The organism is Octadecabacter arcticus 238, from assembly GCF_000155735.2.
GTDB lineage: Bacteria > Pseudomonadota > Alphaproteobacteria > Rhodobacterales > Rhodobacteraceae > Octadecabacter > Octadecabacter arcticus.
The window spans coordinates 4,146,587-4,166,373 of the sequence record NC_020908.1; the positions used below are offsets into that span (position 1 = coordinate 4,146,587).

Annotated in this window: 18 protein-coding genes and 2 pseudogenes; 8 read left to right on the forward strand and 12 right to left on the reverse strand. The window is 56.9% G+C overall.

Features of this window, described 5'->3' with window-relative positions:
• Positions 1-140: 140 nt before the first annotated feature.
• Positions 141-1,380, reverse strand: a pseudogene (locus OA238_RS21480) (IS91 family transposase).
• 15 nt (positions 1,381-1,395) lie between these two features.
• Positions 1,396-2,301: a tyrosine-type recombinase/integrase gene (locus tag OA238_RS21485; RefSeq protein ID WP_015496835.1), complete on the reverse strand. Its 906-nt coding sequence runs from the start codon at positions 2,299-2,301 to the stop codon at positions 1,396-1,398.
• 295 nt (positions 2,302-2,596) lie between these two features.
• On the opposite strand from OA238_RS21485, the gene OA238_RS21490 reads away from it, so the two are divergent.
• Together OA238_RS21490 and OA238_RS21495 are read left to right on the forward strand one after the other, a co-directional pair.
• Positions 2,597-3,727: an ISAs1 family transposase gene (locus OA238_RS21490; RefSeq protein ID WP_015493784.1), complete on the forward strand. Its 1,131-nt coding sequence runs from the start codon at positions 2,597-2,599 to the stop codon at positions 3,725-3,727.
• A gap of 153 nt (positions 3,728-3,880) precedes the next feature.
• Positions 3,881-4,792: an ion transporter gene (locus OA238_RS21495; protein WP_245581365.1), complete on the forward strand. Its 912-nt coding sequence runs from the start codon at positions 3,881-3,883 to the stop codon at positions 4,790-4,792.
• Between the two features lie 1,180 nt (positions 4,793-5,972).
• Here the strand turns inward: OA238_RS21495 and OA238_RS21500 are convergent.
• The 5 genes and pseudogenes from OA238_RS21500 to OA238_RS21520 all read right to left on the reverse strand — a co-directional run bounded on the left by OA238_RS21500 (position 5,973) and on the right by OA238_RS21520 (position 8,641).
• Entirely contained in the window at positions 5,973-6,650 is a 678-nt protein-coding gene (locus OA238_RS21500; protein ID WP_015496837.1) for a hypothetical protein, read from the reverse strand.
• A pseudogene (locus tag OA238_RS35240) lies at positions 6,647-7,675 on the reverse strand (helix-turn-helix domain-containing protein). The gene OA238_RS21500 and the pseudogene OA238_RS35240 overlap by 4 nt, the downstream one beginning before the upstream one ends.
• On the reverse strand, positions 7,672-8,124 hold the full coding sequence (locus OA238_RS21510) for a VRR-NUC domain-containing protein (protein WP_015496838.1): 453 nt from the start codon (positions 8,122-8,124) through the stop codon (positions 7,672-7,674). The pseudogene OA238_RS35240 and the gene OA238_RS21510 overlap by 4 nt, the downstream one beginning before the upstream one ends.
• Positions 8,121-8,399, reverse strand: coding sequence for a hypothetical protein (locus tag OA238_RS21515; protein WP_015496839.1), 279 nt, complete (start codon positions 8,397-8,399; stop codon positions 8,121-8,123). Before OA238_RS21515 ends, OA238_RS21510 begins: the two co-directional genes overlap by 4 nt.
• Positions 8,396-8,641: a helix-turn-helix transcriptional regulator gene (locus tag OA238_RS21520; protein ID WP_044038624.1), complete on the reverse strand. Its 246-nt coding sequence runs from the start codon at positions 8,639-8,641 to the stop codon at positions 8,396-8,398. Before OA238_RS21520 ends, OA238_RS21515 begins: the two co-directional genes overlap by 4 nt.
• A gap of 572 nt (positions 8,642-9,213) precedes the next feature.
• Here OA238_RS21520 and OA238_RS21530 point away from each other — a divergent pair.
• Positions 9,214-10,515 (forward strand): tyrosine-type recombinase/integrase, encoded by a 1,302-nt coding sequence (locus tag OA238_RS21530; RefSeq protein ID WP_015496841.1) that lies wholly within the window; start codon positions 9,214-9,216, stop codon positions 10,513-10,515.
• Here OA238_RS21530 and OA238_RS21535 read toward each other — a convergent pair.
• On the reverse strand, positions 10,496-11,107 hold the full coding sequence (locus OA238_RS21535) for a hypothetical protein (RefSeq protein WP_044037335.1): 612 nt from the start codon (positions 11,105-11,107) through the stop codon (positions 10,496-10,498). The two genes, OA238_RS21530 and OA238_RS21535, sit on opposite strands and share 20 nt — an antisense overlap.
• Positions 11,108-11,305: 198 nt before the next feature.
• Here OA238_RS21535 and OA238_RS21540 point away from each other — a divergent pair, with 198 nt between their 5' ends.
• The 4 genes from OA238_RS21540 to arsJ all read left to right on the forward strand — a co-directional run bounded on the left by OA238_RS21540 (position 11,306) and on the right by arsJ (position 15,637).
• A complete protein-coding gene (locus tag OA238_RS21540) occupies positions 11,306-12,298 on the forward strand; it encodes a helix-turn-helix transcriptional regulator (RefSeq protein ID WP_044037337.1) in 993 nt (330 codons plus the stop codon).
• Positions 12,299-12,515: 217 nt separating this feature from the next.
• A complete protein-coding gene (locus OA238_RS21545; protein ID WP_015496843.1) occupies positions 12,516-13,358 on the forward strand; it encodes a metalloregulator ArsR/SmtB family transcription factor in 843 nt (280 codons plus the stop codon).
• 6 nt (positions 13,359-13,364) lie between these two features.
• Positions 13,365-14,363, forward strand: coding sequence for an ArsJ-associated glyceraldehyde-3-phosphate dehydrogenase (locus tag OA238_RS21550; RefSeq protein WP_015496844.1), 999 nt, complete (start codon positions 13,365-13,367; stop codon positions 14,361-14,363).
• Between the two features lie 38 nt (positions 14,364-14,401).
• The gene (arsJ, locus tag OA238_RS21555) at positions 14,402-15,637 is read left to right on the forward strand and encodes an organoarsenical effux MFS transporter ArsJ (RefSeq protein ID WP_015496845.1); all 1,236 of its coding nucleotides are present in this window, start codon (positions 14,402-14,404) and stop codon (positions 15,635-15,637) included.
• Positions 15,638-15,898: 261 nt separating this feature from the next.
• On the opposite strand, the gene phnX is transcribed toward arsJ, so the two are convergent.
• Together phnX and OA238_RS21565 are read right to left on the reverse strand one after the other, a co-directional pair.
• On the reverse strand, positions 15,899-16,687 hold the full coding sequence (phnX, locus tag OA238_RS21560; protein ID WP_015496846.1) for a phosphonoacetaldehyde hydrolase: 789 nt from the start codon (positions 16,685-16,687) through the stop codon (positions 15,899-15,901).
• Positions 16,688-16,709: 22 nt separating this feature from the next.
• On the reverse strand, positions 16,710-17,855 hold the full coding sequence (locus OA238_RS21565; protein WP_015496847.1) for an alpha-D-ribose 1-methylphosphonate 5-triphosphate diphosphatase: 1,146 nt from the start codon (positions 17,853-17,855) through the stop codon (positions 16,710-16,712).
• Positions 17,856-17,905: 50 nt separating this feature from the next.
• Between OA238_RS21565 and OA238_RS21570 the strand changes: the two genes are divergently transcribed.
• Positions 17,906-18,580, forward strand: coding sequence for a DUF1045 domain-containing protein (locus OA238_RS21570; protein ID WP_015496848.1), 675 nt, complete (start codon positions 17,906-17,908; stop codon positions 18,578-18,580).
• Here OA238_RS21570 and phnN read toward each other — a convergent pair.
• Positions 18,562-19,104 (reverse strand): phosphonate metabolism protein/1,5-bisphosphokinase (PRPP-forming) PhnN, encoded by a 543-nt coding sequence (gene phnN / locus OA238_RS21575; protein WP_015496849.1) that lies wholly within the window; start codon positions 19,102-19,104, stop codon positions 18,562-18,564. The genes OA238_RS21570 and phnN overlap by 19 nt on opposite strands.
• Entirely contained in the window at positions 19,101-19,784 is a 684-nt protein-coding gene (phnL, locus tag OA238_RS21580; RefSeq protein ID WP_015496850.1) for a phosphonate C-P lyase system protein PhnL, read from the reverse strand. The genes phnN and phnL overlap by 4 nt, the downstream gene beginning before the upstream one ends.
• Positions 19,785-19,787 lie beyond the last annotated feature (3 nt).

Here is a 19,787-nt window from a genome sequence, read left to right on the forward strand (position 1 = left end):
TGCTGTTGGTTGAAACTCACGGTATTTTGTCGGCGTCACCATGTTTTGCCACGCTGATCGCTTGATCAAAGCATGCCGATTGGTTCGCAGGAGATATAGCGAGCGGCCGAGGGTGTCGTTCGTGATGTGCGGTGCGCGCGTCATGCAGCAGCCCTTTGTGTTTTTGGCGGCGCTCTGGGATGTTGGGCTGGTGCGATTGTGTCGACGATTATCAACTGCCCGCCACAACATGGGCAAGGCAGAGCAAGAACACGAGGAGGTTCATCTGCATCGTTGATGGTGTTGCCTTTATCGTGCTCCTTGTGAGGGGTTTTGGCCCCCAGCAGTTGCCGGATCCGCGCGATATTGGCCGTGCGGTTGCTATTCCCATAGAACCCATAATGTCGGATGCGGTGCTGGCCTCTGGGCAGCACGTGGATCAGGAACCGGCGAATGAACTCATTTGTGGATCAGGAACCGGCGAATGAACTCATTTGTGGATAAGGACATGGTCGTGTGGCGGCCCGCACCTTTGAGGCGATAGTCCTTGGCGCGGAAGGTGACGTTTTGCGCATCGAAACGGATCAACCGGCTGTTTGAAATGGCAATCCGATGTGTGTAGCGCGATAGGTATGCCAGCACCGCTTTTGGCCCGGTGAAGGGTTCTTTGGCGTAGACCACCCATTCGATTTTACGCAGCGGTTGCAGGAAAGTGTCAAAGACATTTCGATCTGCAAGGTTTGTGAGATCGCCGAAGAATTGCAGTTTCCCGGCCTTATGCAGCTTGGCCAGCCCTTCCAGAATGAGCCACCGATACAAGCGGGATAGAACGTGGACAGACAGGAAGAAGTTCTTGCGGCAGGCGATCCATTTTGAACCATCTGTCGAAAGCCCTCCCCCCGGCACGATCATATGGACATGGGGGTGGTGGGTCATCGCCGAGCCCCAAGTGTGAAGGACCGACGTTATGCCAACCTTTGCCCCCAGATGTTTAGGATCAGCGGCGATTCTGACCACAGTGTCCGCGCTTGCCCGCATCAGAAGATTATAGATCTCGCGTTTGTTCTGATATGCGATGTCAGCAATCTGCTTTGGCAAGGTGAAGACCAGATGGAAATACCGCACAGGCAGCAGTTCAGCCTCACGTGCCGCAAGCCATATCTTCGCTGCACCCGCCTGGCATTTTGGGCAGTGACGGTTGCGGCATGAGTTGTAGGCGATATGCTCATGCGCGCAGTCGGCGCAGCGCGCGACATGACCGCCAAGCGCCGCGGTTCGACAGCGCTCAATCGCACTCATGACTTTGAACTGGTTCAGGCTGATGTGTCCTGCGTTTGCGGCACGCCAAGCAGCACCATGGTCACGGAAGATATCCGCGACCTCCAGTGATCGACTGGGCATGGTGGCCTATGAAGGCTAAGGCTTGCCCTTCTTCCGCTTGGCTCCATTCAGATCATCCAGCGGACTGTCCACTGCCGCAATCATGCCCGTGGCAACGCTGGCATAGCGCGCAGTAGTTGTCAGTTTGGAATGCCCGAGCAAGGCTTGGATCACCCGGATATCGACGCCGCGCTCCAACAGATGGGTTGCAAAACTGTGCCTCAACGTGTGCAGCGTGACCGGTTTGGTGATCCCGGCTTCCCGCGCGGTCTCTTTAAATAGCCGCGATATCTGTCGCGCTGAGAGGTGTTTGCCGCGATAGCCGGGAAAGAGGACCCGCTCGGGTGCAGGAACATCCTTGTCCTGACCGGTCGGCCGTTCTTGCCACCAGTCGCGCAGCAGGCTCAAAATATCGACAGGCAGCATGACGATGCGATCCTTGCGCCCCTTCGATTGCACGATGCGGATGATTTCCTGATCGCTATCAATATCACCAACTTTGAGCCGCACGACCTCGCCCGCACGCATCCCGCAGCCATAAGCCAGCGACAACATCACGCGCGCCTTCAGGCTCGGAGCCATAGCCAGAATGCGTTTAATCTCCTTTTTGCTCAGCACCAGTGGCACTTTCACCGGTTCCTTCAAATGGAAGATCTCGGCCACAAGATCATGCCGTCGAAGGGTCACGCGGAGCAGAAACTTGACCCCTGTCATCGTTTGGTTTCGGGTGCAGATGCTGACGCCGCTCTCGATCAGGTGTTGTTGGAAATACTTCACATCGTCTGGCGTGGCCGTCTCTGGCGAGCGCCCTAACCAAGCCGCAAAACGCTTACAGGCGCGCAGGTGACTACTCTGTGATGCAGGGCCGAGATTGCGCCCTGACATATCGGAAATCATGCGCGCACGAAGGGGCGTCGTTGGTGTCGATTGTTGAATGTTCATCGGAATATCCTCTGTCAATCGAGGCAAAATCACCTCGACCAACAGCACACACCCAAAATCTAGAATCGCGCAACAAATCCCTGTTAAGCCCTACACCCGCAGCAAGCGCCCCTATCGCGGAGCGATTTAGTGCTTGGGCCGTTCGTGTCGCTCAACATAAGTGGCGTTAGTGGGTCCGCAAAAGTGTTCCAAAAACGCTCGTTTGTGCCATTGTCACATCGTCCGCAGGGGAATCGCGTTTGGAACTGAGTGAGTAAAGGATTGCTCTTGCAGGTGATGGCGGGATGGATTCTGGATGGGTGGTTGTTCTCATCGGGTGCTCATCGCCATGCATATTTTTCTATCCGCCTTCGACGAAGTTCCTGATCCGCGCGCCAGTAACGTGCGCCACGACCTTGGTGAACTGCTCGTTATCGCCTTCGTGTCGGTCTTATGTGGATCGACCTCCTGCGCCGAGATGGCCGCATTTGGCCGTGCAAAAGAGAGCCTTTTCAGGAACTTCCTGAAACTCAAGCATGCCATTCCATCGCATGATACCTTCTCGGAGGTCTTCCGGATCATCGACCCGAAGGCACTCGATGCGGCCTTCAGTAAGGTACTTGCCGATGTGACCAAGCTCCTCAAAGACGGTGATATCATCGCGATTGACGGCAAAGCGTTACGGGGTGCGCGCGACCCGGGCGAAAGCGCACGGACCCGCATGATGGTCTCAGCCTATGCCTCGCGGCTGCGCCTGACGTTGGCGACAGTACCTGCCGACCGAGGCACAGAACTCAGCGCGGCCATAGAGGCGCTTGGGTTGATCGATCTGCGGGGCAAGGTGGTCACCGGTGATGCATTACATTGCAACCGCCGCACGGTTGCCGCAATCAACGCAGGCGGCGGTGATTGGTGCCTCGCCCTCAAGGGTAACCAGGAATCCCTGTTGTCTGACGCCCGTGGATGTTTCAGCAAGGGGCACAAAAGCGATCCAACAGCCGTTACGGAAAATACCGGCCATGGAAGAAAAGAAACCCGTAAGGCGGTTGTGGTATCGGCTAAGGCATTGGCAGAATACCACGAATTCCCTGGCCTCAAGGGGTTCGGTCGCATCGAGGCGACCAGAGAGACGGGCGGAAAGGTGACCTCAGAGACCCGCTACTTCGCGCTGTCTTGGGTTCCCACACCTGAGGTGCTGTTGGCCGCTGTCCGCGACCATTGGGCCATCGAAAATGCCCTTCATTGGCAGTTGGATGTGTCTTTCCGCGAGGACGCCGCACGCAATCGGAAAGACAACGGTCCCGGCAACATCGCCGTTCTACGTCGCCGCGCACTCGACGTCCTCCGGCGTGACACATCCAAGGGCTCTCTCTCCATAAAAATCAAACGTGCAGGCTGGGACACCACCTTCTTACGCAGCATTCTCAGTGACTTGGCAACAACATGAGCCAAACGCGATTGCCCTGACATCGTCCGGGCCACGCACAGGTGGACTTTGGCGAGACCCTGCAGCCACATCAAAGATCATAAAATCAACAGGATTGATGTGCTGCTGCCATGGAATTATAAGAAATAAATGGGCGCATATAAAAGGCACGCTATGAAATATGAAAAATTACAACTTCGGACCCTCGAGATTTTTGATCAGGCCGAAGGCGACGACATTCTTAGTAAACTATGTGACTACTTCATACTGGGATTAGTTTTTTTAAATATTGTCGCGATACTACTTGAATCAGTTAGTAGTTTATACGTCGTTTATGGCATCTATTTTAAGATATTTGAAGCGATCAGCGTCCTTCTGTTTACATGTGAGTACGGGCTGCGAATCTGGGCCAGTGGAGCGCGGTGTAAAAGCACTGAGCCCCAGTTTCTCAAAGGTCGTCTAAGATACATCTGTAGTTTTCACGGCATTGTTGATATTATTGCTATCCTACCATTTTATCTGCAACTTCTCTTTCCAGGTTTAGATCTCAGGGTTCTCCGAAGTTTGCGGCTTCTGCGGGTTTTCAAATTATCGCATTATTCAACAGCGTTGGAAGATCTGTTCAGTGCCATCTACCAAGAGCGCAGATCTTTTGTCGCAGCATCTTACCTATTGCTTTTGGCAATTATACTGACCTCTTCGTTCATGTATTACGCTGAAAACTCTCATCAGCCAGATAAGTTTTCTTCCATACCGAACGCAATGTATTGGTCATTGATCACGCTCACCACGGTTGGTTACGGTGACGTATCGCCGGTAACCTCAATGGGGAAATTCATTTCAATCTTCACAGCCTTTCTAGGTGTCAGTATTGTGGCCATGCTTACCGGTATCGTTGCGAGCGCATTTACCAATCAGGTAGCGCGTAAAAAGGTCATCTTAGAGGACCAAATCCGTGAGGCGATGAAGGATGGAATACTGGATGGAAATGAGCGCCGAGTTTTAGAAAAAATGCGGCTAGAGTTTGGCCTGAGCGAAGCACAGACCCAACAGATGTTCCGGCAAGTTGAACGCGACAATCGCTAAGCAGACGTGGCGCAGTTTCGTTTCCGCTTGCTTCCCCTGTATCTTCATAAAACCTTAAGCACCGCTTTCGTTTGTTGAGCACTCCCGCCCGGCCCCATTTTCCGCTGCCACAAACCCCGTTCAAAATCCAAGTGGTTGGTGAACGTTTTTGAGATCGGGCGTCCGATAGGGGATCTTTCACCGTACAGTTTTGCGGGCGACAGGGATCACTCGGAAATAAGCACAAACGGTGTCTCATATAGATGGTACGGAAAGAATTGCAAAAGAGGGGCCTTATACGTACACTCATCCCATGAAAACTACGCTCATCGGATATGCCCGCATCGCGCATCTCCGCGACAGGATCGAGCAGAAAGTACCGCCCCGCGGCAATCATGCGTGGATCGCCTTGCCCGATCATCTGCGTCAGAAATGCCGTTGTCATTTGTACCGGCATAGCGCCAGCAATTTCACGTAGCGCATTATAGGTTTCAAAAGGCGTAGCCCCTTTAGGTACAAGCCCTTCCACGAGCTCCGCGACGTCTGGAAGCTCGGGCATCTCGTCTCGTTCAAGAACTTCGAGGGTGTCTGGTGCTGTGCGCAGCTGGTCGGGAGGGGTGAGACCGGCACGGAGGTAGGTCTGGCAGAGACTGAAGCAGGACTCGGCACCAAGCTGACCTGCCTCAGCCCGCCCTGCGAGGCCCGCCGCCAAGGTCTGGAAAAAATGACTCGCCCCCGGCTCCTCATTTTCATTGTTCATACGCGCCACGTCCAAGATGCGCTCGATAAGAGAAAGACAATCATCGGTGCATTCCGTGTCAACATCTGACAGCGTGTCAACGATTTCCAGAACTGCTTCGGGATTATGAGAAAGAGCCGCCGCCCATCGTTCCACCCACAACAGCGTTCTGCCTGGATCACCTGTGGTTGGCCGATCCAAAATACAATTATCAATGATTTCAGACATCTATGCCCTCCCAACTTTTTGCTGCTGCCCACCGCGTCAAATGCAGTAACGCGATGGCCATCTCAGCACAGGTTAACAGCGGCAAGCGGAGTGCGAAAGTCGGGTTCTCTCCTGGACGGTGTGAATTCGACGTGGCTTGAATCTAGCACGCGCGGCGAATGTCTCCTTCGACGGGCAGCGCCGCAGCATCTCGGCCTACTGTTGAATGGCAGCAATGGGCCGAGATCGACGTTATCACTTGTTTTTCCAAGGTTTCACCTTCGGCATTACTCCCGTGACCTCCACCTCCCTCAATATTCCGCCAGCTACCAACCCATCGCGCACCCAATCCAAGGCCGCCCACCAATCGTCATAGCCTCGCCGTGCGGATGCGATCTGTTCGGGATGCGGCCGCCAGATGACGGGGCAGTGCAGCACATCAACGCAGCGCCACTTGCCCCGCGAGAGGACGCGTTCCGTCCCAATCACCTCGGTGACGGCCCGGACGCCGTGCTGGTTCTCGCGCGTCTCCCGCGGCACACAACGGGGGACAACGCCGGGCATCCAGTCGGGTGTCATCCCCGCCCGCGCCAGCTCTGCCACACGCAGGGCCATACGGATCCCGCCAAGGCTGTCGGGCAGCCCGGCCACGCTGGCCGCAATGACCTCGGCATCCTGATGGACATACCCGCCCACCTTGTGCTGCCCGCCATCGATCTGACAGCCCAGTACGGCGCGCTGCATCAGGACGTATTCCAGCCCAAAGCCACAACTTTCCTCATCCGCGTCCTGTCGTGGCGGCAGCTCCAGCTGGGCCTTCTCGATCCGGAAGGCCCATTCGAGGGCCGCCTGTACGCCCAGCGCGCGTTTGGACTTGCCGCCTGCGCTGGGCTGGCCCCGCATGCGGGCGAATCTGCGATCGTACCTGCTCATAGCACCCCCCGCAGTCGCAGCTGGTCTGGCGTGACCAGTTTGCGTGCCAGCATCAATCCGCACATGGCGCTGCTGATGGCGTTGACAGGCAGGTAGGCGTCGGAGTTCACCATCCCGGCGTAGAACGCCGCAAGTTGATCATCGCTGGGACGGGGAGTGGCATCGCGCTTGCGCTGTCGCTTGGGGTTTCGGCCGCTGGCTGTGGCTTGGTTTGCCGCATCGGCATCGCGGCGTACCGCGCGCTCCATTGCCCGATCAAGTGCCTTGGGCCCGTCTGGCGGCGCAGGTTGTGCTTCTCGAGTCTCTCGTGCGACGGCAAGGATCCGATCCTGCGACATTCCCAGATGATCTATCCATCGCTGCACGTGCTGTCGTGCTGGCTAACCCTGCCACCAGGCGGGCAATGCCTGATCTGCATCCAAGCCCAGCGCTTGCAGCAGCGTGCCAAAAAAATCATCAAAGCCAGTTTCGCGCGCTGGCGCGTCCTCCTCCTCCTTTACTGGTTTACTTAAAGGTTCTCTTACAAGGTTAGTGTCCGGATTTCGGACACGGCTTTGGCCATTTTCCGGACACGGGTCGGGGTCAAAATCGGACACGGGTCGCGCTTCAATCCCGTGTCCCGTTTTAGGACACGGGTCGTGCTGATCGGTCTGTTCCGCGCAAGAATTCTGGTCCCCCAATACCGTCCCATCATGCTGCAATTCTCCGTGTCCTATTTCCGGACACGGGATCGGATCATGCGGTGTAAAGCCTGGCTCGAACCCCAAGATATAGCGAGTGGGCATCTGCCTTTTGGTCACGGAGTGAATGCGCGGCACACGGCGCACCAATCCGGCCGCTTCCAGCTGTCCAAGATGGTCATTCAAGGTCGACCGACTGATTTCACAGTCATGTGCCAGCCGCGCTTGGGAGGGGAAGCAGCCGTAATCGGGATTGAAGCGGTCACACAGATGCCAGAGCACGATCTTGGTGGTGGGCTTGAGCCCGCGACGCTGGATGGCCCAGTTGGTGGCGGCATGGCTCATGAGGTGACCCTCCGCTCCGGGGTGCCGGTACCAACGCGCTGGGCGCTTGCATTCCGCTGGGTATCCCGTTCACCGACCTGCACGACACGCGAGGTCAACCCATGATCTGCCAATGCGCCCAGCGCATCGTCGAGGCTGCGCACCAGCGCCCAGCCAAAGCCCAGCGCCAGCACGGCATGGCGAAACCCCTCCTGCGCGGGGCTGAGCCGTCCCTTCAGAGACTTCAGCTCCAAAAACAGCACGCGCCCATCGCAAAGCACGATGAGATCGGCAAAGCTGGGATGCACGCCCATGCCAACCAGGATCGCCTGACGCCGCGCGCCGCGGGGACCTGCCTCGGTCACCTCATTGGCGCAGTGATGCACGATCGCCCCCTTGGGCAGGGCAAAGCGCAGGGCCACAACAACAGCGCGCTGCAGATCCGCCTCAGGTGTTGCGCGCCGCTTCATCGCTCCACCTCCGGGTCCTGGCCACGATGATGGCCGCGCCCAAGGGTCTTGGCCTCCAGCACCACCAGCAAGATGCGCGCATCCTCGCGTTCCTTGGGCGTCTCGCCATGGCGGACCAGCACATTGCAGGCGATGCGCAGCAGGTGATCGGAATGATGGATCACGTCAGCGACAACCATGCGTGCCTCACGCCGCCGCTCGTCGATCCAATCCGTGCGTGCCTCATTGCGTTCAGCGCGCCGGCTCCGTTGGCGGAAGGGTAAGGGGATGCTCATCGGCGTGCCCCCCGACGCGCGCGGCGAAGGTCTGCCGCTTCTTGGTCCTCCAGCCATTCAATGACGGCGCTGCGGCGGTAATAGATCTTGCGGCCTGCGCGAATGCAGGGAGGCCCCCAGCGCTCCAATGTCCAGCGCCTTAAGGTCCCTTCAGTGACCTCGAGTTCCTGGGCAAGATCGGCGCGGCTGATCCAACCGCTTAGCAGAGCCCGCGACGTATCCTGGCCTCCTTTGGCGTTCATGATTTCGTGCATGTGATGTCTCCAGTGTGATCGCCCGAAGGTGGGCAAATGCTGAGAACCATTCACGCACATCGCTGGGGGTGGCAGGGAGGCACGGGGTGGCACGTAAACCGCCACCCCCGTGCCACCCCATGTTTTACTGGCTTTTCGTCACTTTAACTCCGGCAGTCACAGTCACTGCTGCGCCGCAGCAATTTGGCCGCGCTCCACGCTCGCGCATATTTCTGCGCAAATCGGTGTATTCGCGGGCTTTCGTGCGCATTGGCGTGCAAACAGGGGGTGGCAACGCGCATGAACGCGTGCCACCCCCATATTTTATTGACGATTGTGCCACTATTGTCCGGATTTGATCGTGATTCTGGAGATCAGAGGTGCCTGCGCGCCGAAATCATGACGGGTGCCGCCGCGACCGGAGACCGGCCCAGCGCACAATTCCCCAATAAAACCGGGGGTGGCACGCGTAGTGTCTCCAGCGTGCCACCCCGTGCCTCCCTGCCCCCCCCCACGCCATGCTCTGCTTGATAAGGGGCGCGATCTACGCGTCATGACAGAAGCAAGAGAGAGGTTTACGGATGGTGAACAGACAGAAGCTGACAGAAGTAATTGTGCGCGACGCCGCGCCCACCGAGGGCCGAGATTACCAGATATTTGACACAGAGGTGCGTGGTTTTGCCGTTTGCATCTATCGCGGTGGCGGCCGCGCCTTCACGCTCGATTACCGCTATGCGGGCAGGCAACGCCGCATGACCTTTGGCCGCTGGCCGGAATGGAGCGTGTCGGCGGCGCGCACACGGGCCAAGGAGCTGCGCCGGGATATTGATGCCGGGGGCGATCCCCTGGCGAACCGCGACGCCCTGCGCGAGGCGCCACGGATCACGGATCTGATTACGCGCTACATGGAAGTGCACCTGACGCATCTGGCCAAGCTCAACGCGGCCGATCAGCGATCAATGATGGCGAAGTTCATCGCACCGGCTTGGGGCCGGATGCTGGTGACCGAGGTCAGCTCGTATGATGTGGAACTGCTGCTGAATAGGGTCGCCGAGGGACGCGCGCGGCCCGCCAAAGCCAAACCCAATAATCGCGCGCGTAAGCTGCAAGGGTCAAAGCCTACGCCGGTGCGCGCCAACCGCGTGGGTGAGGTGGTGAGAAAGATGTTTGCCTATGCCGTCAAATGGGGGTGGCGCGAGGATAACCCCGCCATGGGGTTTCGCCCCCGCATGGAGACACCGCGCGAGCGGTATCTGTCACAAGAGGAAATCGCACGCCTTGCCACAGCGCTGGATAGGGCCGAAGACACACGGGCAGCGAATATCATCAGGATTTGCATGCTGACCGGGGCGCGCGTGGGGGAGGTCCGTCAGGCCCGGTTTGAGGATTTTAACCTCGAACATCTATCGTGGACCAAACCTGCCACGACGACAAAGCAGCGGCGGGTGCACCGCGTGCCGATCTCAGACGATGCTGCGGTGATTGTGCGCCAGCGCCGTCAGGCCGTCTATCCCGGCTGCCCATGGCTATTCCCCAGCGACACGCCGGGCCACCCTGTGCAGGAGGTCCGGCGGTTCTGGAAACGCATCCAGAGAGAGGCTGGCATAGAGGATGTCCGCATCCATGATCTGCGACATACGTTTGCATCATTGTTGGTCAGTGGCGGTGCGTCTCTCGAGATGATCGGCAAGCTGCTGGGCCATAGCCAGATGCAGACGACCCAGCGCTATGCGCACTTGATGGACTCGCCACTGCGCGCAGGCGTCGATGCGGTGGCCAGCGCCTTCAAGCCCAAGCCCCGCCTCGTCCACGACGCAGACACGTCTTCTGCAACAACGGCCCCGCGCAGCGATCCAAACGGTCTCACCGCTTCGGCCTCTTGAACTTCAAAGCAACAAGAATTGGTTTGAGCCGCCGACGGATCGAGCGTTCATCAGGGAAGGCGCCATCTTCCGATTGCGCGGCGAACCAGTCTTGAAGCTCGCGGACCCATGCGCCTTGCGAGGCGGGCAACCCTTCTTCGAACACGCGACAAGTGATTTCGACATGCATTGCTGACCAGTCATAATCGCCTTCCTCGCTCAGCCCGGGGCCTTCAGTAATTCGACCAAAAAGATTGTGCGCGTCCTCGAAGAGCTGAAGATCTTCGCCCAGGATCATGACGTCTCCGATTGAGACTTTTACGCCTAACTCGGGTGCGCTGATATACAGCCATTCTTTCTCCTCGATCGGGCGGATGCGCTGCAGATGCGCAGATTGCGGTCCCGTCCCGCAACGGCGGAATATGGGAATGATATCCATTGGTCGGATCTGCACCATCCCGCCAGCGCGCTTGTCGTCGCACTCCACGGGTGGGATCCCTGTGACGATCCTCAACGATCCCATGTCAGCCCAGCAGGCGATGTCAGATATTGTGCAGCCCCAGCGTGCGGCAGCTTCGTGGATCGTATAGAATACACGTTGCGGTAAACTCATCAATAGCTTCCTTTTGCATTTGTACCGTGACGATCCGAGCAGGCTCCAGCACGGTGAATTCACATTGCGATGCGAGGCTTGGTCTATATCCACGGCTATCCCGCGGTATCGATTCGGCCTCGACTATTGATCGTAAACTGCCTATGGGGTCAGTCTCTTACTCCTTCTTGCTACGCCAGCGATCTGAGACCTTTCCCCATGTCTTTCGTCAAAGCAGAACAGCTCTACCGGATGGCTGAAATGGCCAATGCGCGTCGACGAGGTATATCCTTGCGGCTCATCATGGAAGAATTTCAGGTTGAGGAGCGTACAGCACGCCGGATGCTACGTAAGTTCGAAGATCTTTTCCGCGGTGTCGAAACTTGGGACGATAATGACCGTCGGCGATGGTGGTCGTTGCACGATGTGCCATACATCCAGCACCGCGTTCTGAGAGAGAAGGAACTGGCGGCCCTTGATCTGGCGATCCGACGCGCTGGACGTGATGGCGCACAGGACGAAGCAAAAGCACTGGAGACCGCCCGGGATCGTCTTGTTGCATCATACTCACGCCCCTTGATGCACGGGGCAAAGAAATACTCAGAACTGTTGCTTCTGGCGAACGGCTTTGCCTCTAGGCCAGGGCCGACCCGGAAGGTGTCTGAGGAATACCTTAATCTTCTGTTCATCTCGCTTCGTAGGCCCACGATGGTCGAGATTTTTTATCAAGGCGCGCGTGATCCGGAGCCCCGCAAGCGTCTGGTCGAGCCTCACGCTGTGATTGTTGGCACCCGGCATTATCTCATTGCCCGCAAAGTTGATGGCGATCGGGAATACCGGCAGTTTCGCTTTGACCTTATCTTCGAGATGCACGCCACCGTTCAGCCCTTTGAGCGTGACCCAGGTTTTGATGTTGAACGCTACAGTGCGCAAGCTTTTGGGTCGTTCTTTTCTGACACGGAGTATGGACCTGTCCGCTGGCGCTTCGCGCCCAGCGCAGCAGCAGCTGCCCGCGATTTCATATTTCATCCGGGCCAGGAGCTGACCGATCTGGAGGATGGCAGTCTCCTGGTCGAATTTACGGCCAGCGGCTGGTTGGAAATGGCCTGGCATCTGGTCAAATGGGGTAAAGCGGTCGAGGTGCTTGATCCGCCAGAGCTTAGGGAAATGCTGGAACGGGTTAGGCGTGGTGATGTGGATATTTGGCCGTGACGTCGTGAAGGGCGGAAACCGTTCATTCGCTGCAACTTGCATGGAGGTCCGCTGTGCGGACAATGTAAGCTTTCGCTGCATCTGCGCTTATGGCTGCTTTGGGTTATGAGCCACCGTACCGATAGTTTAACTGCGCTGCGCGTAGCAAATGTAGACACCCTTCGCTGAACGCAAATTGAACTTGACTACCATCAAATATTTCCAATATTTATGAAATATGGAATCAATCCTCACGGACCGACTCGCTATCCTCAGCCATCCTCAAAGAATGGCTGTGTTCCGCCTGCTCATGCGGCGCTGTCCAGATGAATTACCCGCAGGCGAGATTGCTGAAGCGTTGCAACTTAAGGCCAGCACAGCATCTGTCTACCTTTCAGCCCTGACTCAAGCGGGTCTGATCTCACAACGTCGAGACGGAACACGCCTGCTTTATGCCGTCAATCTGGATGCGGCCCGCGAGGTTGTCGCGGGTCTGTTTGTCGATTGTTGTCGCGGACGGGCGGACCTTTGCCCGCCGCAATTTCCTGATCTTCGCAGGAGTATCTCTCCCATGACTGAGAAGAAGTTCAACGTCCTCTTCGTTTGCACCGGCAACTCTGCCCGCTCAATTTTTGCAGAGACCATTTTGCGGGATATGGTGGGCGATAAGTTCACAGCCTATTCTGCTGGTACAGCGCATTGTTCAGAGCTGAACCTATTTGCGGTTGAAATGCTGAAATCAAAGGGACACGACGTGTCGCTTTTGCGGTCCAAGAACATTGGGGAATTCCAAGGTGCCGACGCTCCGCATATGGATTTTGTCTTTACCGTCTGTGACCGCGCCGCCAATGAAGAATGCCCCACTTGGCCGGGTCAGCCCGTCTCGGGTCATTGGGGTATGCCGGACCCGGTGAAGGCCGAGGGAACCGACGCAGAAAAGCGTCTCGCGTTCCATCAGATCTACGGGTCGCTGCACAACCGGATCATGGCATTCTCCGCATTGTCGTTTGAGAATTTGGACCATGGATCGCTGCAAAAACGTGTTGATGAAATCGGCAAAGAAACAGTCAAACAGGAATAACCGGATATGACCACTTATGCTCTCAACGGCCTTGGCCGCATCGGTAAACTCGCCCTTCGCCCGCTTTTGGAGCGCGGCGCAAAAATTGCCTTTATCAACGACGCCGTAGGTGATCCCGCGATGCATGCACATCTGCTCGAATTTGATTCCGTCCACGGGCGTTGGCCTGCCGTGTTTGAGGCTGATGATAGTTCGGTCAGCATCGACGGGATTCGCATTCCTGTCACCTGCACCCGCAATCTGGAAGAGCTACCGCTGGACGGCGTGGATGTGATGATTGATTGCACAGGAGCATTCAAGACAGAGGCCAAGCTGGTCCCCTACTTTGCTGCGGGCGTAAAAAAGGTTATCGTCTCAGCGCCGGTCAAAGACGGGCCGACGGCCAACATCGTCTATGGCGTCAATGATGACATATACGATGCGGACATCCACCAGATTGTGACGGCGGCAAGCTGCACGACGAACTGTCTTGCACCTGTGGTGAAGGTCTTGCTCGAAGGGATCGGCATCAAGCATGGTTCAATCACGACGATCCACGATGTGACCAACACGCAAACGATTGTGGATCGCCCCGCCAAGGATTTGCGCCGTGCGCGGTCGGCGCTTACCAACCTTATCCCAACCACAACTGGCTCTGCTACGGCGATCACGCTTATCTATCCCGAGTTGAAGGACAAGTTGAACGGCCATGCGGTGCGTGTACCGCTTTTGAACGCATCCATCACGGACTGCGTGTTTGAAATGGCGCGCGAAACGGCTGTGGATGAGGTGAATAACCTGTTCAAAGCTGCAGCCGAAGGCCCGCTGAAGGGTATCCTTGGGTATGAGACGCGACCCCTTGTCTCCTCGGACTACACAAACGATCAGCGCAGCGGCATCATTGATGCGCCCTCAACGATGGTGGTGAATGGCACCCAGCTTAAGATCTATGCCTGGTATGACAACGAGATGGGCTATGCGCATCGCCTGGTCGATGTTGCGCTTATGGTTGGCGGCAAGCTGTGACACAGCCACCAGAAAGGGCCGCAGGATTTGCCGCCTACATGACTGTGACGGCGGCCTATTGGGCGTTCATGTTGACCGATGGTGCGCTTCGGATGCTTGTTCTGCTGCACTTCCACACGCTGGGTTTCTCGCCGGTGCAACTGGCCTATCTGTTTCTGCTGTATGAGATCGCAGGTGTGGTGACCAACCTGTCCGCAGGTTGGATCGCGGCACGGTTTGGACTGACGGCGACGCTCTATATGGGTTTGTCGTTGCAGGTTGTGGCGCTTCTGGCGCTCACGCAGCTTGATCCCGCTTGGAGCATCACGGCCTCTGTGGTGTTTGTGATGTTGGTGCAGGGGCTGTCGGGCGTGGCCAAGGATTTGGCCAAGATGAGCTCAAAAAGTGCCGTCAAAATCCTTGCCCCGGCGGCAGGCGGGGGGCTGTTCCGCTGGGTTGCGATCCTGACAGGATCAAAGAATGCTGTGAAAGGCAGCGGCTTTCTGTTGGGGGCCGTCTCGCTGGCCGTCTTCGGGTTCGTGCCTTCGGTGCTGATGATGGCGGCGGTCCTGTTTGTCATCCTGATCGGTGTCATGATTGGCATGCCAAAGGGCCTACCGGTCGGGCGCAAGGATGCGAAGTTTTCCGAAGTGTTTTCGAAGAACCGCAACATCAACTGGCTTAGTGCTGCACGGCTATTCCTCTTCGGGGCAAGGGACGTCTGGTTCGTGGTTGGCATTCCGATATATTTCTATGCGGTGTTGTCAGACGGCAGTACGGAGGGCAACCGCACGGCCTTCTTCATGATTGGGACGTTCATGGCCGTCTGGACGATCCTTTATGGCATTATCCAAGGCTCGGCACCGCGCATCCTAAAGGCGACATCGCGGACAGAGGCGGAGATACTGGCACTGGCAAAACGATGGGTTGGTCTGCTGATTATTGTGCCTGCGTTTCTTGCAGGTTTGGTCTGGCTGGTCCCTGAACCATCGAATGTGCTTACAGCAACTATTGTGCTGGGTCTTCTGGTCTTTGGCGGCATCTTTGCCGTGAACTCAGCACTGCATTCGTTTCTCATCCTCAGCTTTACGGATGTGAAACGGGTCACAATGGATGTAGGTTTTTACTACATGGCAAACGCTACGGGCCGATTGGTTGGCACAGTCTTGTCTGGCTTCACATACCAGATTGGCGGGCTTCCCTTGTGCATTGGCACTGCCGCAGTGATGATCGGCATAAGCTGGCTGGGAACTGCACAGCTTAAAACAAGAGCGTCATCTGTCGTGGAGGTATGAAGTGATTTAGCGCGGCAAAAGCGGTCGAGTCCACCGGTGACACAAACGTCGGGTTTTGACCATTTTCAGAGCTATAGCCGACGTCCATATTGTATCATTAGATGACTACAACGCGAATAAAATTGGCGTTTGCTGGCGCTCTGCGAATGATGGCGTTCCAGCAAAATGCAGAAGACCTAACATGCAACGCAGCGAGACTTTTGATGTGCGTAACACATTACTACTGTTGTCTTCGGCTGGCGACCAAACTCACGTTCGGATTTAGCCTAAATGTGCCTCAAGCTGCGTCACCAGTTCAGGCAAATCACGGATCGTGTCGATCACATGATCAGCGCCCGCATCCTTGAGAAGTATCTTTGCATGGTCTCGCAACGTAGCAATCTCGGATTCAGACAGCACAGCCAATTCCTCCAAGGTTTTGCCCATAGCATTGCCCGAGAGTGCCAACCCAACCGTGACGCAACCTGCTGATACGCCCTCCGCAATCCCGGGCGCCGTATCGTCGACTTTGAGAATTGCAGCAGGCGGGTAGACTGCCAAATCGACCATGCATTTGTAGATACCCAAAGGTCCTGGGCGACCCTCAACCAGATCATCTGAACAGACCAGATTATCGGGGCAATAGCCTTGCGCCGCTGCGGTTGCGAGGACGTGCTGCATGATGGACCTTGTGTATCCTGTGGTCGAGCCGATCTTCATACCGCGGCCACGTAGATCAGCTATGGTATCGAGTGTCCCGGGGATCAGGTCTGCGTAGTCAGCTGCAACGGTTTCATTCATGGGCACGAATACTTTGAAAATAGCGTTCACATCTGCATCTGTCGGGTCTTTGCCGTATTTAGACACCCATTGGCTGGCGATTTGGGGCATCTGCAAAAACGCGTGAATATGGTCCCATTTTGCAGCCCCCATTGGGGCACGGGCCTCTTCTACTGTGATGTCGATCCCGAACGCCGCCATGGCCTTGATGAACACACCCATCGGGGCGAAGGATCCGAAGTCAACGGTGGTTCCCGCCCAGTCGAAGATAGCGGCTTTGAACTTTGTCATGATGTTCCAATCGGGTGAAATTTTAAGACACGCGCTTTCCAGCACTCCAGGTTTCTTGTAGAATAGGGGTCTGGTCTTTGATGGCAAAGCGGATGATGTCCGCGCGCTGACCAATCGCCAATGTCCCGCGATCAAGAAGGCCAACAGCCAGCGCCGGAGCGTCTGTGACCGTCCGCATGCCGCGTGCAAGGTCCCCCCAGATATCGCCCAGTTGAACGGCTGCCATAAGCAAACCCGCTGGCACATAATCGGACGACAGAATGTCCAATCGATCCATCTGCGCGAGTCCGGCGGCCGCGACGTTGCCTGAATGTGACCCGCCACGGATCAGGTTGGGCGCGCCCATGATCGTGGCAATGCCCTTGGCATGACAGGCATCAGCCGCCGCGAAGGTCGTCGGGAATTCGGCCATGCTCACGCCGTAAGAATGGCTCGTCGCCACTTGATCCGCCGTGGTGTCGTCATGACTGGCCAAGGTCGCGCCAAGGCGCTGTGCTGCGGCCACCGTCGCGGCCTCGTGTTTGGTACCAAGACGCGCCTGAAGCTCATAAAGGAACTCAAGATACCTGCGCCATTGTTCATCGGTGTAGGTCCGCTTGCCGTGGATATAGGTCTCAAACTTGGAGATATCGACAAATTGACGCTGTCCCGGCGTGTGATCCATCATCGACACAATCCCGATACGATCCCCGCTTGAGAATTCATTCAGTTCATCGATCAGAGTTTCGGAACAGACTTCTGCACGCAAATGGATATGGTGGCTTATTCGCAAAAGACCCGCTGCGCGGGTGCTCATAATTTCGTCGGTCATCTGGCGTGCGTATTTAGGGCATCCGGCTCCAGCATCCGAAACGATAGAGCCAACGCGGATCGCATCGAATACTGTGGTGATCCCTACGCCTGCTAATTCGCGGTCATGGGCCAGAATGGCCGCGCGGAACGGCCAGCTGACTTTGGGGCGTGGTTCTAGATGGCGCTCGACGTTGTCGGTGTGTAATTCCACCAGACCGGGTGAGAGATAGTCACCCTGAAGATCAATTGCCCCTTTTGGAACGCTCGCGCCTTGGGCGATATCTGTGATGAAGCCATCCTCGATGGTCAGGGAGCCTTTGACCACATCGTCATTCAAGATCAGGCGGGCATTGGCGAAAATTGTCTGTTCTGTCATGTGGTTGTCACGCTGATTTGGCAGAGGCCATGCATCTGCGGAGGAACGAAATGTTTGAACGATACGCAATATTTTATACGCCCACCGGCCCACTGGCCGACTTTGGAGCGCATTGGCTTGGCTGGGACAGCGCCAGAGGCTGTGCTGTAGCCCATCCCGTGATAGGCGGCATTGACGTGGCTGAGATCACGCAAACGCCGCGCAAATACGGGCTTCATGGCACTTTGAAAGCGCCGTTCCACCTCGCCGAAGGAGGTGATCTGGCGCGATTGCAGGATTCCGCCACGGACTTTGCTGCAAGCCAAGCGGCCTTTAACATTGGCGCGCTCGCGCTGCGTTATGACAGTGGCTTTGTGGCCCTGCGCCCGAACACCCAGCCCGCCGCACTGCTGAATTGCGCCGCCGCGACGGTCAAGGCGTTTGATACGTTCCGCGCACCGCTGACGGACAAAGACATTGCTCGCCGTCGCAAAGCGTCGCTGACTGGCCGTCAAGAACAGCAAATGCTGGATTGGGGCTATCCGTTTATCTTTGACGACTTCCATTTTCACCTGACGCTGAGCAGTCCATTGGCACAAGACGCTGCACTGCGATTGATCGAAGTGCTCAGCCCACATTTGGCAAACATCGTCCCGAACCCCGTTGTGATCGATGGAATCACGCTGATGGGGCAAGATGCTCAGGGTATGTTTCATCATATCCACCGCTACGCCCTGACTGGATAAAGTCGCGCGCGGATATCTTGCACCGTCTGTTCCAGTGTGCAGCTATTGTCGATGGCGTGGACACAAAGACCCGCCGGCAACGGCAGCGCTACGCGGTCAAGGCGGGCCGAAATCTGGTCTGGCGTTTCACGACCTCGGGCTGCAAGGCGCGCAGCAAGAACACCACGACTCGCGGTCAGATTGATCACCTCGAACCGTTCGAAACGGGTCATTGCGTCCGCCAACACGGCACGTGATAGGTTCGCCAGAACATCGTTGCCTTGCGCCAAGACCTCATCCACTGATCGGGGAATACCGTAGTGGAGACCGTGCGCGGGCCAGTGCAGGGCAAAGTCTTCAGCATCCGCGCGGCGATGAAATTCCGCCTCATTCACGCCCTCAAACGCCTCTCCACCCGCATCGCTGGGGCGCGTGATGACGCGGCGCGCCAGAGTAAAACGCGGATCGCTTGCTGCCAGAGCCTCCATCACGCTGTCTTTACCCACACCCGACGGGCCAATCACAGCAATAAAGCGCCCCCTCATGCGGGCAGACCCGGCGTGAACCGCGTCACATCAAATTGACGGTCACAGATTTCATCGCGGGCGGCGTGATCGTGGAATATGCCGATGATCGCGGCACCGCGCGCCTTAGCCTCCGCAATCATGGCCAGTACCGTTGCCCTATTTGTGGGGTCAAGGCTGGCGGTGGGTTCATCCAGCAATAGCGCCGGATAGGGAAAGGCAAAGCCTCGCGCGATGTTGACGCGCTGCTGTTCACCACCCGAAAAAGTTGTCGGGCTCAACGCCCAAAGCCGCTCGGGAATGTTCAGACGGGTCAGCAGAGTTTTAGCCTGTGTAATTGCCACGCCCCGCTCTGTGCCAGTGGCCAGCAGCGGCTCTGCCACCACATCCAGTGTTGACACACGCGGCACGACGCGCAGGAACTGGCTGACATATCCTAAGGTGCGCCTTCGCAGCTGGATAATCTCGCGCGGTGCGGCACTGGCCACATCGACATCACCGACCATGATCCGGCCAGACGCGGTCAAGTAATTGCCATAGATCATCCGCATCAGCGTGGATTTTCCCGCACCAGAAACCCCGACCAGCGACACGCACTCACCCAGAGCAACTTGCAACGAGGCGCCTTGCATCACCGGAATTTCAGCTGACCCCTGATTGTGGAGTACAAAGGACTTTGAAACATTTTCAATAGAGATCATCGG